The sequence below is a fragment of the Lysinibacillus sp. FSL K6-0102 genome (genome assembly GCF_038003545.1).
Taxonomy (GTDB): domain Bacteria; phylum Bacillota; class Bacilli; order Bacillales_A; family Planococcaceae; genus Lysinibacillus; species Lysinibacillus capsici.
Window position 1 is genome coordinate 4,323,210 of the sequence record NZ_JBBOPH010000001.1, and the last position, 14,244, is coordinate 4,337,453.

The 14,244-nt window shown below is 37.4% G+C and carries 16 protein-coding genes and 8 tRNA genes; 1 reads left to right on the forward strand and 23 read right to left on the reverse strand.

Annotated features, from left to right (window positions below):
- Positions 1-15: 15 nt before the first annotated feature.
- The 20 genes from NYE73_RS21930 to acpS form a co-directional block, all read right to left on the reverse strand.
- A tRNA-Gly gene (locus tag NYE73_RS21930) sits at positions 16-89 on the reverse strand.
- Between the two features lie 17 nt (positions 90-106).
- A tRNA-Arg gene (locus tag NYE73_RS21935) sits at positions 107-183 on the reverse strand.
- Positions 184-205: 22 nt separating this feature from the next.
- Positions 206-291 (reverse strand) — tRNA-Leu (locus NYE73_RS21940).
- A gap of 66 nt (positions 292-357) precedes the next feature.
- Positions 358-430: transfer RNA gene (locus NYE73_RS21945), tRNA-Lys, on the reverse strand.
- Between the two features lie 15 nt (positions 431-445).
- Positions 446-520, reverse strand: a tRNA-Gln gene (locus NYE73_RS21950).
- Positions 521-525: 5 nt separating this feature from the next.
- Positions 526-601 (reverse strand) — tRNA-Asp (locus NYE73_RS21955).
- Between the two features lie 30 nt (positions 602-631).
- A tRNA-Glu gene (locus tag NYE73_RS21960) sits at positions 632-703 on the reverse strand.
- 1 nt (position 704) lies between these two features.
- A tRNA-Asn gene (locus NYE73_RS21965) sits at positions 705-781 on the reverse strand.
- 91 nt (positions 782-872) lie between these two features.
- Positions 873-1,334: a SprT family protein gene (locus NYE73_RS21970; protein WP_115674575.1), complete on the reverse strand. Its 462-nt coding sequence runs from the start codon at positions 1,332-1,334 to the stop codon at positions 873-875.
- A gap of 67 nt (positions 1,335-1,401) precedes the next feature.
- Positions 1,402-3,573 (reverse strand): Tex family protein, encoded by a 2,172-nt coding sequence (locus tag NYE73_RS21975; protein ID WP_311198642.1) that lies wholly within the window; start codon positions 3,571-3,573, stop codon positions 1,402-1,404.
- A gap of 135 nt (positions 3,574-3,708) precedes the next feature.
- On the reverse strand, positions 3,709-4,494 hold the full coding sequence (gene sigB, locus NYE73_RS21980; protein WP_066038032.1) for an RNA polymerase sigma factor SigB: 786 nt from the start codon (positions 4,492-4,494) through the stop codon (positions 3,709-3,711).
- A complete protein-coding gene (rsbW, locus tag NYE73_RS21985; RefSeq protein WP_016993413.1) occupies positions 4,472-4,942 on the reverse strand; it encodes an anti-sigma B factor RsbW in 471 nt (156 codons plus the stop codon). Before rsbW ends, sigB begins: the two co-directional genes overlap by 23 nt.
- Positions 4,942-5,274, reverse strand: a complete 333-nt coding sequence (locus NYE73_RS21990) for an STAS domain-containing protein (RefSeq protein WP_016993414.1) — start codon at positions 5,272-5,274, stop codon at positions 4,942-4,944. The genes rsbW and NYE73_RS21990 overlap by 1 nt, the downstream gene beginning before the upstream one ends.
- A gap of 63 nt (positions 5,275-5,337) precedes the next feature.
- Positions 5,338-6,288, reverse strand: coding sequence for a PP2C family protein-serine/threonine phosphatase (locus tag NYE73_RS21995; protein WP_048394289.1), 951 nt, complete (start codon positions 6,286-6,288; stop codon positions 5,338-5,340).
- Positions 6,289-6,346: 58 nt separating this feature from the next.
- Positions 6,347-6,748 (reverse strand): anti-sigma regulatory factor, encoded by a 402-nt coding sequence (locus NYE73_RS22000; protein WP_048394287.1) that lies wholly within the window; start codon positions 6,746-6,748, stop codon positions 6,347-6,349.
- A gap of 361 nt (positions 6,749-7,109) precedes the next feature.
- The gene (locus tag NYE73_RS22005; RefSeq protein WP_004232054.1) at positions 7,110-7,460 is read right to left on the reverse strand and encodes a type II toxin-antitoxin system PemK/MazF family toxin; all 351 of its coding nucleotides are present in this window, start codon (positions 7,458-7,460) and stop codon (positions 7,110-7,112) included.
- 4 nt (positions 7,461-7,464) lie between these two features.
- On the reverse strand, positions 7,465-7,728 hold the full coding sequence (locus tag NYE73_RS22010) for a hypothetical protein (protein WP_004232053.1): 264 nt from the start codon (positions 7,726-7,728) through the stop codon (positions 7,465-7,467).
- A 301-nt stretch (positions 7,729-8,029) separates the two neighbouring features.
- The gene (alr, locus tag NYE73_RS22015) at positions 8,030-9,151 is read right to left on the reverse strand and encodes an alanine racemase (RefSeq protein WP_066038031.1); all 1,122 of its coding nucleotides are present in this window, start codon (positions 9,149-9,151) and stop codon (positions 8,030-8,032) included.
- A gap of 178 nt (positions 9,152-9,329) precedes the next feature.
- Positions 9,330-10,388, reverse strand: coding sequence for a LolA family protein (locus NYE73_RS22020; protein WP_048394283.1), 1,059 nt, complete (start codon positions 10,386-10,388; stop codon positions 9,330-9,332).
- 124 nt (positions 10,389-10,512) lie between these two features.
- A complete protein-coding gene (gene acpS / locus NYE73_RS22025) occupies positions 10,513-10,866 on the reverse strand; it encodes a holo-ACP synthase (protein WP_048394281.1) in 354 nt (117 codons plus the stop codon).
- 65 nt (positions 10,867-10,931) lie between these two features.
- Between acpS and NYE73_RS22030 the strand changes: the two genes are divergently transcribed.
- Complete coding sequence (locus tag NYE73_RS22030) at positions 10,932-11,555, forward strand: rhomboid family intramembrane serine protease (protein ID WP_048394279.1); 624 nt, start codon at positions 10,932-10,934, stop codon at positions 11,553-11,555.
- 60 nt (positions 11,556-11,615) lie between these two features.
- Here NYE73_RS22030 and NYE73_RS22035 read toward each other — a convergent pair whose 3' ends face one another.
- From NYE73_RS22035 to NYE73_RS22045, 3 genes are all read right to left on the reverse strand, one after another.
- Complete coding sequence (locus NYE73_RS22035; protein ID WP_054549589.1) at positions 11,616-12,191, reverse strand: GNAT family N-acetyltransferase; 576 nt, start codon at positions 12,189-12,191, stop codon at positions 11,616-11,618.
- A 112-nt stretch (positions 12,192-12,303) separates the two neighbouring features.
- A complete protein-coding gene (locus tag NYE73_RS22040) occupies positions 12,304-13,770 on the reverse strand; it encodes a PH domain-containing protein (protein WP_259950597.1) in 1,467 nt (488 codons plus the stop codon).
- On the reverse strand, positions 13,763-14,242 hold the full coding sequence (locus tag NYE73_RS22045) for a PH domain-containing protein (protein ID WP_259950596.1): 480 nt from the start codon (positions 14,240-14,242) through the stop codon (positions 13,763-13,765). Before NYE73_RS22045 ends, NYE73_RS22040 begins: the two co-directional genes overlap by 8 nt.
- Positions 14,243-14,244 lie beyond the last annotated feature (2 nt).

Consider the following 14,244-nt stretch of genomic DNA (forward strand, 5'->3'; position numbering starts at 1 on the left):
TTGTCAATACTTTTTTGGAGCGGGTGATGAGAATCGAACTCACGACATCAGCTTGGAAGGCTGAGGTTTTACCATTAAACTACACCCGCATATATTTTCTTAAAAATGGCGCGCCCGGCAGGAGTCGAACCCACAACCTTCTGATCCGTAGTCAGACGCTCTATCCAATTGAGCTACGGGCGCATATGAAATTAATTAATTGACTTGGTGCGGCCGAGAGGACTTGAACCTCCACGGGGTTGCCCCCACTAGGCCCTCAACCTAGCGCGTCTGCCGTTCCGCCACGACCGCATTCAATTAGTAACTTTTTTATTATACTATGATAATTCAAAAAGTCAACTCTTTTTCTTAAAGAGATGAGCCATGAAGGACTCGAACCTTCGACCCTCTGATTAAAAGTCAGATGCTCTACCAACTGAGCTAATGGCTCGAATTAAGAAATGAATGGCTGGGGTACTAGGATTCGAACCTAGGCATGACGGAATCAAAATCCGTTGCCTTACCGCTTGGCTATACCCCAATAAGTGGCGGTCCCGACCGGGATCGAACCGGCGATCTCCTGCGTGACAGGCAGGCATGTTAACCGCTACACCACGGGACCAAAATATTATTTACATTAAATTATGAAAAATGACCCCTACGGGATTCGAACCCGTGTTACCGCCGTGAAAGGGCGGTGTCTTAACCACTTGACCAAGGGGCCATGGCTCCGAAGGCAGGACTCGAACCTGCGACAACCTGATTAACAGTCAGGTGCTACTACCAACTGAGCTACTTCGGAATAATTCATGTTATGTTGTCGTCGTTATCTTGTCGACTTTTACTATTATAGGGACAACTCAACAAAACGTCAACTATTTTTTAAACTTTTTTTACTCTACTAATTTTAATTTCCCCAAACACTTACTGCAACAATACTTTTCAACATTCATTTTTATTTTCCGTATATATAATTGGTGGCAATTGACACAAGTATATTTATAGCGTCGTCGTTGTTTTTTAACTGTAGCTTTCGGGACATGTAAAACTGCGCAAAATCGAGGGGCATCTACTTTCCTTAATAATTCTCTAAAATCTTTATCTCGATGCTGATACCCTTTACCTTCAATATGTAGGTGATAATGGCATAATTCGTGTAAAACAATACCTTGAATCTCTTTCAAACCGTATAACTCATAGGCTTTAGGATTAATCTCAATATTATGGGATTGTAAAAGATATCGTCCTCCCGTTGACCGTAATCTCGGATTAAAGTAGGCTTGATGCAGAAAAGGCCTCTGAAAGTTTTCTAAAGATAAGCGACGAACAAGCTCTTGTAATTCTTGATTGTCCACAGTAATCACCTCTAACAACAAGAATACCACACTGCGTAGTATAGACAGTGTGGCAAAAATTTAGTACTCAAACTAATGCTTGATTTTTAGGAGGAAGCATCGTTAAAGAGATACGCCCTTTCGTTACATCTATTTGTTCAACCCAGACAGTTACAATATCCCCAAGTGCCACAACTTCTAATGGATGCTTTATACGTTTATTTTGGAGTTTAGAAATATGCACAAGTCCATCTTGCTTCACGCCAATGTCAACAAATGCGCCGAAATCTACTACATTTCTTACCGTCCCCTGCAATTCCATACCTACTTTTAAATCTTCCATTTTTAATACATCAGTCTTAAGCAATGGTTGTGGGAATGCATCACGTGGGTCACGACTAGGTTTCATTAAGGTATCCACGATATCTTGAATTGTCACAACTCCTACTCCAAGCACATCACTTAATTTTTGGATATTTAGTGCTGCAATAGCATCCTCTGCCTTCTGTGTCCCTAACTCTTTTTTATCTATTTGAGCCTCTGCTAATATTTGCTCAGCAAGGGCATAGCTCTCAGGATGAATACCTGTAGCATCAAACGGATTTTTTGCTTCTGGGACACGTAGGAAACCAATAGCTTGTTCATACGTTTTGGCGCCTAACCTTGGAATCTTCTTTAATTGCGCACGTGTAGTAAATTGACCATTTTCCTCTCGCGTCTTTACGATATTCTCTGCAACAGTTTTTGATAGACCCGAAACATATTGTAAGAGTGATGATGAAGCCGTATTTACATCTACACCAACTTGGTTAACAGCTGTTTCTACTATAAAAGATAGCGATTCATTTAATTTTTTTTGAGAAACATCATGCTGATACTGACCTACACCCACAGCTTTTGGTTCAATTTTCACTAACTCTGATAAAGGATCCTGTAAGCGACGTGCAATGGAGACAGCACTACGTTGTTCAACCTGTAAATCAGGAAATTCTGTACGTGCAATTTCAGACGCTGAATAAACAGACGCCCCCGCTTCATTGACAATCACATAGGCTATGTCAGTAGTAAGTTCATTTAATACATCCGCGATAAATTGTTCTGTCTCTCGAGATGCTGTACCATTACCAATGGCAATTATACTTATTGGATACTTTGCCAAAATTCCTTTTACAATAGCTTTGGATTTTGCCACATCTGGTTTCGGTGGATGTGGGTAAATAGCTGTAACCTCAAGCATTTTCCCAGTTTCATCTACAACCGCTAGCTTGCAACCTGTACGGTAAGCTGGATCAACCCCTAAAACATATTTACCTTTCATAGGTGGTTGTAGCAATAGGTTACGTAAATTTTCGGAAAAAATATGAATAGCCTGTGCCTCAGCTTTTTCTGTAAGCTCGTTTCGTAATTCCCTTTCAATTGAAGGCTGAATTAAACGCTTGTACGAATCCTCGATTGCTAGTTTAACTTCTGCAATAGCAGGAGACGAACCAGTTGCAGGTATCCATTCTTTCCACATAATCATTAATACTCGGTCCACCGGCACATGAATAGAAACCTTTAAGATTTCTTCTTTCTCTCCTCGGTTTATTGCTAAAATACGGTGTGGTACAATGCGACTAACAGGCTCTTCATATTCGTAATACATTTCAAAAACATTTTTCTCGTCGATTTCTGTATTTTTCACAGACGTCACAAGAATTCCATCTTTCCATGAATAAGCTCGGATTTTTTCACGAATAGAGGCATCGTCCGCAAAACGTTCTGCTAATATATCTCGAGCTCCTATCAGGGCTTCTTCCGTATTAGCAACTTGTTCGTTGTCCACAAAGTCAGTTGCTAATTGCTCTAATGCATCATCACTAAATGCTAACAGGAGATCTGCAAGAGGCTCTAAACCTTTCTCTTTTGCAATCGTCGCCTTTGTACGTCGTTTTTGCTTATATGGTCTATATAAATCCTCAACACGTTGTAAGATTGTTGCAGAAAGAATAGCCTGCTCTAATTCTGGTGTAAGCTTTTCTTGCTCTTGGATTAATCGTATAACTTCTTCTTTTCGTTGTTCAAGTTGCTGTATGTAGTGATAACGATCTTCTACAGCTTTAATTTGCACCTCATCGAGTGATCCTGTAACCTCTTTTCGATAGCGCGCAATAAATGGTACCGTATTTCCCTCTTCTAATAAGTTAATAACAGCTTCTACTTGCCCTGGTTTGACTGCTACATCCTTTGCAATGAGCTGTAACATTTGCTTTTGCTCCACATCATCACTACCTTTTTCTTTTCATTTTACCATTACACTTTACTAAAAATGCAAAAAAATAGTCTACTCAGACGAATATGAGTAGACTATTTCCATTCATTTTAAAGGTATTTTTCATTAAACACCCATGAAAGATTAGAGCGAAACACCGCCACTTGCTAGAATAGCCTCTTGTAATTTCTTTATTGCTTTCCTTTGTATCCTCGATACATGCATTTGAGAAATCCCTAATCGTTCTCCAGCTTCTTTTTGACTAAGTTGCTCTAGATATGTAAGCTGAATAATTTGTTTTTCCCTCTCATTCAACACAACCAGCGCCTCTGAAACAATCATTCGTTTATTGGTCATTTCATAGCCATCGTCTTCCCTGCCCAAAATATCGAATAACGTGACTGTACTACCGTCTGAGTCTGACTCTATCGAATGGTCCATAGAAAGAGCTTGATAACTACGGCTCATTTCCATAGCTTCTAGTACCTCTTCCTCTGCTACTTCTAATCGTTCAGCAATATCTTTAATGGATGGAGAACGCTGTAATTCAATTGTCAGCGCCTCCACAGTTGATTTAATCCTCGGCCCAAGTTCCTTTATACGTCTAGGCACATGCACATCCCATGTTTTATCACGTAAAAAACGTTTGATTTCCCCAACAATTGTTGGCACGGCAAAAGCTTCAAAACTACGACCAACATTCGGATCAAAACGTCTTATTGCACCTAACAATCCCAGCATCCCTACTTGAACAATATCATCATAATAAGATTTACCATTCGAATATTTACGAGCTATAGATTCAACTAGATATCGATAATGAATCACTAAATTGGTTTGTGCTTCATCATCCTCCGTTGACTGGTACAATTCAATCCACTTAAGTACATCTTCTTTAGATGAAGATTTATGTAGTGATTCTTTCGACATTTTTCTCCACCTGCTCCCTAGTGACATACTTTGTCATGAAGACAGTTACGCCACCATCGTTATTGATCATCACCTCATCCATCAAAGTTTCCATTAAATAAAGTCCCAAACCACCTTCTCTTAGCCCTGCAATACTTTCTTCAGGATGATACGGCCCAATCTTAGACTTAATCTCTTCAAAATTAAAACTATTGCCGTAATCCGCAATCATCATTTCCATTTTATTGTCGTACAGCGCACACCCGATGACAATTTCACCCTCTTCTTCGTCTTTATAAGCATGGTGAACAACATTTGTCACAGCCTCACTTGCTGCAATTTTTAAATCTTCAATATCATCATAATTAAAGCCAATCCTACTCGCTAAGCCCGAGACAGTTAATCGAATGACACTGACAAATTGCGGTTTAGCAGGAACTCTAATTTCAATATAGTCAAATTCCTTCATTATCTTAATTCCACCTTTTTATCAGTTTCGATATCCATCAAATCACTAAGACCAGTAATTTCAAATAATCTTTGTAACCTATTCGATAAACCAACGAGCTTTACTTTACCATTTTCACGTAATGCTCTTTTATAAAAGGCAACAAAAATCCCAAGTCCTGTACTATCCATGTAATTTACCTTTGATAGATCAAGCTCAATTTCTAAACCCTCTGTAATCTTTACAGCTTCTAATTCGTCTCGTAATCCTGAAGCAGTAAACGTATCAATCTCACCCTCAACAAAGCCAAATAATTTATGATCAATTTCTTTAAAATGTATCGTTACGTCCATATAGCACACCTCCACCATATTTGTTAGACTATTTTCTCTACCCTGTTCAATTTAAACTTAAACCTATTTTTTTAAAATAACTACAGTAAAATCATCAAATAGTTTAAAATTTTGCACTCTCTCTATTTCCTTATAAAGGAGCTGACACAATTGCTGGGCAGATAAATGTCTATTTTCTTTTATTAAAGTTGTGATTACCTCTCGCGAATTTAATTCTTCTTTCACTCTAAATTCTGTCACACCGTCGGTCATCATAATAATCAAATCATTCTCTTCTAACACAATTTCATGAAACGTATAGTTTGTTTCAGACAATACACCCAATAGTAAACCTTTAGCCTCTAAGGTAAAGAACTGATCGTTCTTTGCACTATAATGTAAAGCTGGTTCATGGCCTGCCGAAGCATAAGAAAAAATGTTTTGCTCTACATCTAAGCAGCCATAAAACATCGAAACAAACATACTGTCATCCACACCTTTTTCTATTACCCTATTAATAACTTCTAAAACATATGAGGGATCTTTATATGCATATACTAATGTTTCAAGTCCATATTTCACCATCGACATACATAAAGCAGCAGGAACTCCTTTACCGACAACATCTGTCACAGCCACACTCAAATATTCTTCTCCATCATGAAAAAAATGTACATAATCGCCGTTCATTTTTCGAATAGGTACTGAAATCATACCTATATCAATATTTTGCATATTCGGCACATAAGTTTTCAACAATGTTTTTTGGATGTTTGTCGCTATTTTCATTTCCATTTCATATTCAGCTTGCTTTTGAAGTAAACTTTGATGCTCTCTATGTGCCATTCCATAATGCACCATTACTTCAATCAAAAAATCATAAGCAGGCTGTGATTCGTTCATTTGATTCGGAAATATTTGTTCTACAGCATTTTTATGAATGCTAATAACATCCTCGGGAGAAATATTTTTTTGAATTAACTGACGTGTGAAGTTCTGAGCGATATATAAATTTCTTTCTGTTTGGTTGACCATATAATCTGCTAATATTTTTTTATACTGAGCTTCTAATTGTTTCAGTTTTCTTCACGTCCTAACGCAACCATTTTTCCGCTCTTATCGTTGTTCCCTCTCCAACGACAGATTGAATATCTAAACTATCCATCAATCGTTTAACACCTGGCAAACCAGCACCTAGCCCCCCCGAGGTGGAATAACCATCCTCCATTACTTTACGAACATCTTTAATACCAGGCCCTTGATCTGTTGCAACAACAACTATTTTCTTTTCAGTATCTGCTTCAACCCTTTCAATTGCTATGATACCTATACTTGCATATAAATAAATATTTCGTGCTAATTCACTAATTGCCGTGGTGATGCGGGCTTGATCAACAGTGCCAAATCCAAGTGCTTTTGCTTCATTGCGCCCCAGTTGTCTAGCTGCAACAATATCCCACTCTGTAATAATTTCAACCGAAGACCTATATGTCACTGCTGTCCCTCCATTTCCTTTGGAGTTATACTCTTACACTTTTATTCAAACTGCTTGCCATCATTTAAAATGAATGAATTGCCTCTATAAATGGAATATTCTATGTAAATTTTCATATACCTTTTAAGAATTTTTTCAAAAATCTATTTTTATTAAAAATCTTGTGTATATCTTAAAGCTTTTTGTAACATTTATCAATTACACCTTGGCTTAATTATTTCAGGTACTTCATCTTTCGTAGCAAAATCGCTTGCTGAGCAAGATCTATCGTAATTCAAATTATGGTAAAGACATTTCAAGGATATAAGACAAAAAAGCATCGAGATATCATAATCTCGATGCTTCTATACACATATGTATATCAAAATTTAACTAGACCTAAACTAATCATCAACGCACCATCAACTTTTTCCATCACAGCATGATCCAGTTGCGTAATACGATCCGTCAATCTTGACTTATCAATTGTCCGCACTTGTTCTAGCAAAATAACCGAATCACGTTCAAAACCATACTTTTCAGCATTGATTTCAACGTGTGTCGGTAACTTTGCCTTTTGAATCTGTGCAGTGATAGCTGCGATGATGACAGTCGGACTAAATCGATTGCCAATATCATTTTGAATAATCAGCACCGGCCTAGTGCCTCCTTGTTCAGAACCTATTACCGGTGATAAGTCTGCAAAAAAAACGTCACCACGTTTTACATTCAAAGTGTCATCCCCCGCTAACGAGACGCTCCACCATATGTTGTGCTTCATACTCTGCATGCAAGCATTCGCTCGCAATCATTAAATTAATATGAGACATTTCAACATATCCTTTAATCATAGCTTCCCGTATTTGATTTGGTTGCTCCTGCATTAAATTTTTGCGCGCCAAAATACGCACAAAAGATTCACCTTCAATTACTTCCTTTGTTTGTAGAAATAGTCTGTCTTGAACAGCAATTGTAGCTTCTCTTAACTTTTTCTCGTACACAGCAAGCACCTCCAACGGAACCATACACTTTTCATTACTTCCCATTCTATCATTGAAAGATATTGTTGAAAAGACATGAAATGACAAAATATCTGACAATTTGAAGTACAAATTGTAAAAATATGTTGGTTGTCGAAGGTATATGCTGAATAATTATTATTGCAATGTGTTTTCAAATATGAGCCATTACTATGTTTTGGAAAAGAAATAAGTTCTCCAGTGCTAATTTATTTACCAAATTCAACTTGGAACATTGCTCATGACATTACATTGAGATTTGACTTATTCTAATGAAAGACAACTAAAGATATGTTCTAGGAACTCTTGTTGTTATAATGCATGGTATTTCATAATTAATTGTTTCGAGCTTTGTTGCCCATTCATCGATCGATACTCCAGTATTTCCTTGTCGACCAATGAGTGTTACCTTCTCACCTATATCATATGCTTTTGGTAGGGCAACCATACATTGGTCCATACAAATTCGTCCAACAATCGGCATTCTTTGTCCATCAATTAAAACCTCTTGTCCACCTAACTTGCGAATCACGCCATCTGCATAGCCAATTGGAATTGTTCCTATCCACATATCTGTCGGAGCAACATATGTAGCTCCATAGCCAACTGGATCACCTGATTTTATTTGCTTTACATGAACAAGTTCACTTTCAAGCGAGAACGCTGGTAACAAGGGAAAAGGTAATATACTTTTCACATATGAAGAGGGTGATAATCCATACATCGAAATACCAAATCTAACAGCATCATATTGTAAATGCGGATCTTTTACTAATGAGGCGGCTGTATTAGATGCATGAACAAGTCGCGGCTTATTAGGTATTACAGCTAAACATTTCTCAAAAAATTGTACCTGTTGATCAAAATGTAGCGTATCCTCTTCATCAGCTGTCGCAAAGTGTGTAAATATTCCATCCAGCTCCATGTGATCTGTAGACTGTATTGTTTGATAGAGCTCTAATAATTCCTGCTCTGAGCGAATACCTATTCTACCCATTCCGCTATCTATTTTTATATGAAGTCGTAAAGGAAGCGCTTCATCTACTAAAAGAGAAGCAGCTTGCTGAATCCAATCATCGGCAAATGCCGTAAGTATAATACGTTGCTGCGCTGCATAAGGAGCAAACGAAACTGGAGATGCACCTAATATTAATATGTCTGGTTCTTCAAAATGTGCTCGAATATGTAATGCCTCATCGGGCGTTGCCACTGCAAGTACTGTGGCACCAGCTTTAAGAGCTGCCCGTGCAACGGCTACATCTCCATGACCATACGCATTTGCTTTTACTACAGCGATAATTTGAACATTAGGTCGTAAAAATTCTTTTAAGTTTTTTACATTTTGTTGAATTGCTTGTAAGTCTATTATTGCTTTTGTTGGACGAAAAAACTGCTGTGTCTTCATAAGAATACCCTCTTTATTTTTAATTAAAACATTATGTAGGACATACATATTGCAAAGTATGTCGATTTAGCTTGTACACACAAAGTTTTAGTTTTCGGATGAGCCTATACTTTATAGGTTCATTTTAATTATCAATAAGCTACAGCCTCCGTATTCCAGAAGGCTGTAGCCAGAAAAGTTACTTCATACTACTTATCGTCATAGATGTAGCAACTTCAATCATTTCTTCTCGCGTTAATTTACTTGATGCTACAAAGAATTCAACGCCATCTTTTTCCCAACTAATTGATGTATCTGTAATAGCACCAATTGTATAGCCTAAATCAACTGGATCACCAGGTGACGATACAGGCAACATTGAATTTTCCTTCATTACTGGTTGCTGCATAACAGTAAATGCCTTTTCACCATCGTATGTTAAGATTACTCGTTCCATTCCACTTTCCTGCACAACTTTTTCATTCGCTAATTGTGCCCAATTTACAACAGGATAATGTGTTTGGAATTCTTGATATTCAACTTCTGCTCCAACAGCTTCCTTATCCTCATTATCTTCTTGCCCTTCTTTTTCGGCAGGTGTAGCTTGTTCACCTTTCGTGTTATCTTTATCAGTGAATTGCTCAACTGCATACTCTTTTGCAGCATGTTGTACACCTAGCTTAATTTTCTTAAATGTGATTTTGATTTGCTCTTCTTTCACATCATTCATAATAACTACTGAGGTTGGCAATAAAGTTTTCTTATCTACTGTTATAACCTGATGTGGCATACTGTTCTTATAGCTATTTCTAGTAGCCGCTTCAAATATATATGCTTTTTCTTCTTCTTTCATGACAAGATTTTTATCTTCTGCTAAATCTTCTGCTAGCGCTCCAATTAGGTATGCCTGACTATTTTTCTTTGGCCAATCACTTTGGAATTTATACATTTTGTTTAATGTCGGTGTTACGACAAAAACACCATCAGCATTACGTACAATCATTTGAGAAACATCTTTCCCACTTTCAACTACTTCTACTCGATAGAAATCAGGTTTTGTGTGCCATACTGTTACATCATAATTTCTAGGTTCCCCACCCGATTTAATTTCCATCGATGCATTTAATTCATAACCATTCGTCTCTGCCCATTTACCATTCACTTTCTTCAACACTTTTTCCTGTGAGGCTGCACCACATGCCGACAGAAGTAATATCGTACAAAGTAAGACGAGCCATTTAACTATACGGTTGCCCACGCTTTCACCCTTTCTTCTTTCAAATCCACTACGACAATATATGAACCGTATTTGTCAGTTATGTCATTTGAAGAAAGGGCAATATATTTAAATTTACATGCAATCCTTTTAGACAAGTTAAGTACTATTCTAATAAGATTACTTGAGCAGCTGCGTATTGCTTAGAATGCGTAATACTAACAAATCCATTGACAAGTTCATCCTTAAAATATAAAACAGGATTGCCAGCTGCTCCTTTTAACACTTCCAAATCATGAAGCTTACATTGTTCCCCAAGCCCTGTTCCCAGAGCCTTCGAAAACGCTTCTTTTGCAGCAAATCGCCCAGCTAAAAATTCTATTTTGCGAGTTTCCGAATAACCATCAAATATTTTTTTTTCATTTATCGTTAAAATGCGGTCTTTAAATTTATCTGTTCGTTTCATAGCCTTTGCAATACGATCAATCTCTACAATATCGAGGCCAATTCCCTTAATCATGTGAACCTTCTCCTTTACCTATTTCCAACAAGGCATGTATAATAATTGTAAATTGAGGTGGAGCCATGTTTAGTAGAACGGAAAATTTTAAGCAATATACAAAGTATTACCCTGTTGTTTCAACTTTAATAGCAATAAATCTTACTCTTTATGTATTGTCTCTCATACCCAGCATAGGAACACTCTTGTGGAATTATGGAATCCAAGCAAATTTCCTGATTCAAAGTGGTGAATGGTGGCGTGTTTTCTCTGCCATGTTTTTACATGCAGGTTTTATGCATGTGTTTTTTAATATGTTTTCCTTATATCTCTTTGGACCAGAGCTAGAAAAAATCGCAGGGAAAGCACGTTTCATTACAATTTATTTAGTATCAGGTATTGTAGGCAACATGGCAACCTATATATTCTATGATAGTAGTTATGCGAGCCTTGGTGCAAGTGGGGCTATTTTTGGAATTTTTGGTGCATTTGGGGCATTAGTTTACTATACTCGACGTACAATGCCCATGCTTCGTAAGCTCATTTTACCAATCATCGTCATCAGTGTCATTATGACCTTTCTCCAACCAAATGTGAATGTCTTTGCTCATTTAGGCGGTTTAGTAACCGGATTTATCCTTGGACTTGTCTATTTACATCCAAAAAGAATTTTAAGTTGGCGCAAACAAAAGATGGCTGGTAGACCATAACATTAAAAAGAGGAGCTGCTCACCTATAGAGCAGCTCCTCTTTCCTTACAATGACCTCCATTATAAAACCACTGTAGCTTCATTTGACATCTTTATTTTTTTCCATTCAGTTGCTGTTAAACCATAAACAACCTGATCTACGTAGTGATCATATAGCCACTCAGCATCCCTTAAACGCCCTTCTTCATGAAAGCCCAATACCTTTGGGATTGTACGACTACGAATATTACCAACTGCAACACGCACTTCTATACGATTTAACTTTAAATAATTAAAGGCAAAATCAATCAATGCTTTCATGGAATTCGTAACGAGCCCCTTTCCTACAAATTCATTCCCTAGCCAGTAGCCAATACTTGTCCATTTATGTTGCCAGTTGATTTGGTGATAACCAATAACACCGGCAAGCTTTCCATCATAGTAAATCCCTGCTTGTATGCCATTGTGATCAGCATATTGTTGCATAGCATTTTTTACGAATTGCTCAGTATCCTTTACTGTTTTGACATCATCTACAAAGGGCAACCATTCACGTAATGTATCCCTTGAACGGTCAGTTAAAGCGAATAACTCTTCTACATCACTTAAATCCAAAAGCTTTAAATAAGCGCTTTCATTAATGTCATATTTAAACAATGTCTCCACCCCTTTTGTTCTATTTATTTTTATTATAAACAGCATCTCTATTTATTTATAGTTAAAAAAGCTAATCCTTCCATAAAATTGAAAGGATTAGCTTTTTAGTTCATTAATGTTCGTACCATGTTAAGATCGTCTCGGCATCTTGTTGCTCTAAGCTGGAAACACTCCCCGTTGTACCAGTTGCTCCTGACATGACGGTTGCTTTTACAGACATAACATTCTTTCTTTTTTGAAAGTATGATTGTGTACTTTCAATAGATTGAATTCGCTTCTTCTCCATGATTAACGTAATTCGACTAAACACTCGATACTGCATAGCCAGTTGCTTGCCATCTATTTGATAGCCTGCTGTTTTATGTTGCCAAATACCAAGTAACATTGTTAATGGAATTAACAGCAACGACAATAGCCCGTATGGATAAAAGAAATAGATAGATGCACCGATAATCGGAACTAGCCAGAAAAAATCAATGCGATAAAAAAATGGTCTTGCCCTTTTTGGTGAGCGAGTAAATGTAGGCTGCCAATTCATTTCTGGGAAAAGCTGTTCTAATGTTTGCATACAATCCGGCTTCTTAATAAGTGGAAATAGCGTAATTTTTTTATCATTTCCATTTTCACCATTACCACCAGCACTTTCAACAACCACTGTAGCATAACCTGTTAACTGACGTATTGGATTTTCCACAATACGAATTGCCTGAATTCGATTCAACGGCAAAGTAATACGCTTCTTTTCTAACAGTCCCTTTGTGATAATCAACTTTTCTTCCTCAATGCGGACAGTATAATCATAATAATTTATCAGTGTGATAACCACTGATACAATCCAAGCAACAATTAAAACAACCATCACCGTCAATGCCACTAAAAATGCGCCGATTTTCACGAAATCAGCTAACTCATGAAATACAGTTTCATAAGGAATAATGTCGGAAAATTGTGAAGCAACGGCTGCAAGACCTGATAACACAACACCAATTCCACCAGATGTTGTTGCTAATACTAGTAAATCTCGCATGGACATATGGTAAATCATCGGAGTTGGTATAGCTTCCTCTACAACCTGCATTTGATCCTGTTGTTGAACTGCTTCGTTTTTAGCATGTCGCATTTCTAATTCAATAACATCTGCTGCTGCTTTGCGAATGGCTGTCAGCTCAACCTCAGGTTTTCCTCCTTTACTACCAGCAGTCTCCACCTGAACTTTCACTAAACCAAAAATGCGATGGAAAACACCTTCATTGTAATTTAAACTTTGTATACGTTCAAAAGGGATATAACGTTTCTTTTTAACAAACAATCCATATGTCACACGCAACTCCCCATCTTCAAACCAGTAAACAAATGTCCGCCACTTTATGATTCCTCCCACGAGCGCAAGAAGTGCTGCAACTCCCCATACACCGAAAAGTAAAATGGTTTCAAAAAAATGATCACTACGAAAATTCAAAGAAAAATTAAAGCCGTTACTTATGATAATAATGGCAATTGGTAATATCATACTTTTCAATGCTTTTACACTCGTTATAATTGCAGACACTGGGTGTAAACGATTAATTTCCTTAGACATCATCTTCAGCCACCCTTGCTAAATCAGAAATACGCGCACGCAGTACGTCTGCTTCATCCATAACAAGTGCAGGAATCGTATGTACAGTTGCAGCTGTAGAAATAGAGATATTACCTAAGTCGTATTTTTTTAATATCGGCCCTTGTGTTGTATCAACATGTTGCACACGTACCATTGGAATTAATGTGCGTTTCACAACAAATAAACCATGTTGTACTTCGATTTCATGCTCTCGAACTTCATAGCGCCATCTCTCCCATCTTATTTTCGGGAAAATAAAGATAGATAATATCGCACTTAGTAATACAATTGCACACGCTATGAAGTAAATAAATGAAGGCCATTCAAAATAATAAGTACCATAGCTTACAAGTCCTGCTACAACTAACAGCAACAATGTTTGTATGACTCCATATAAACGCCACACGGTTAGCCCTTTACGAGAAATTTGATGAATCGGTTGTGCTCTCATTG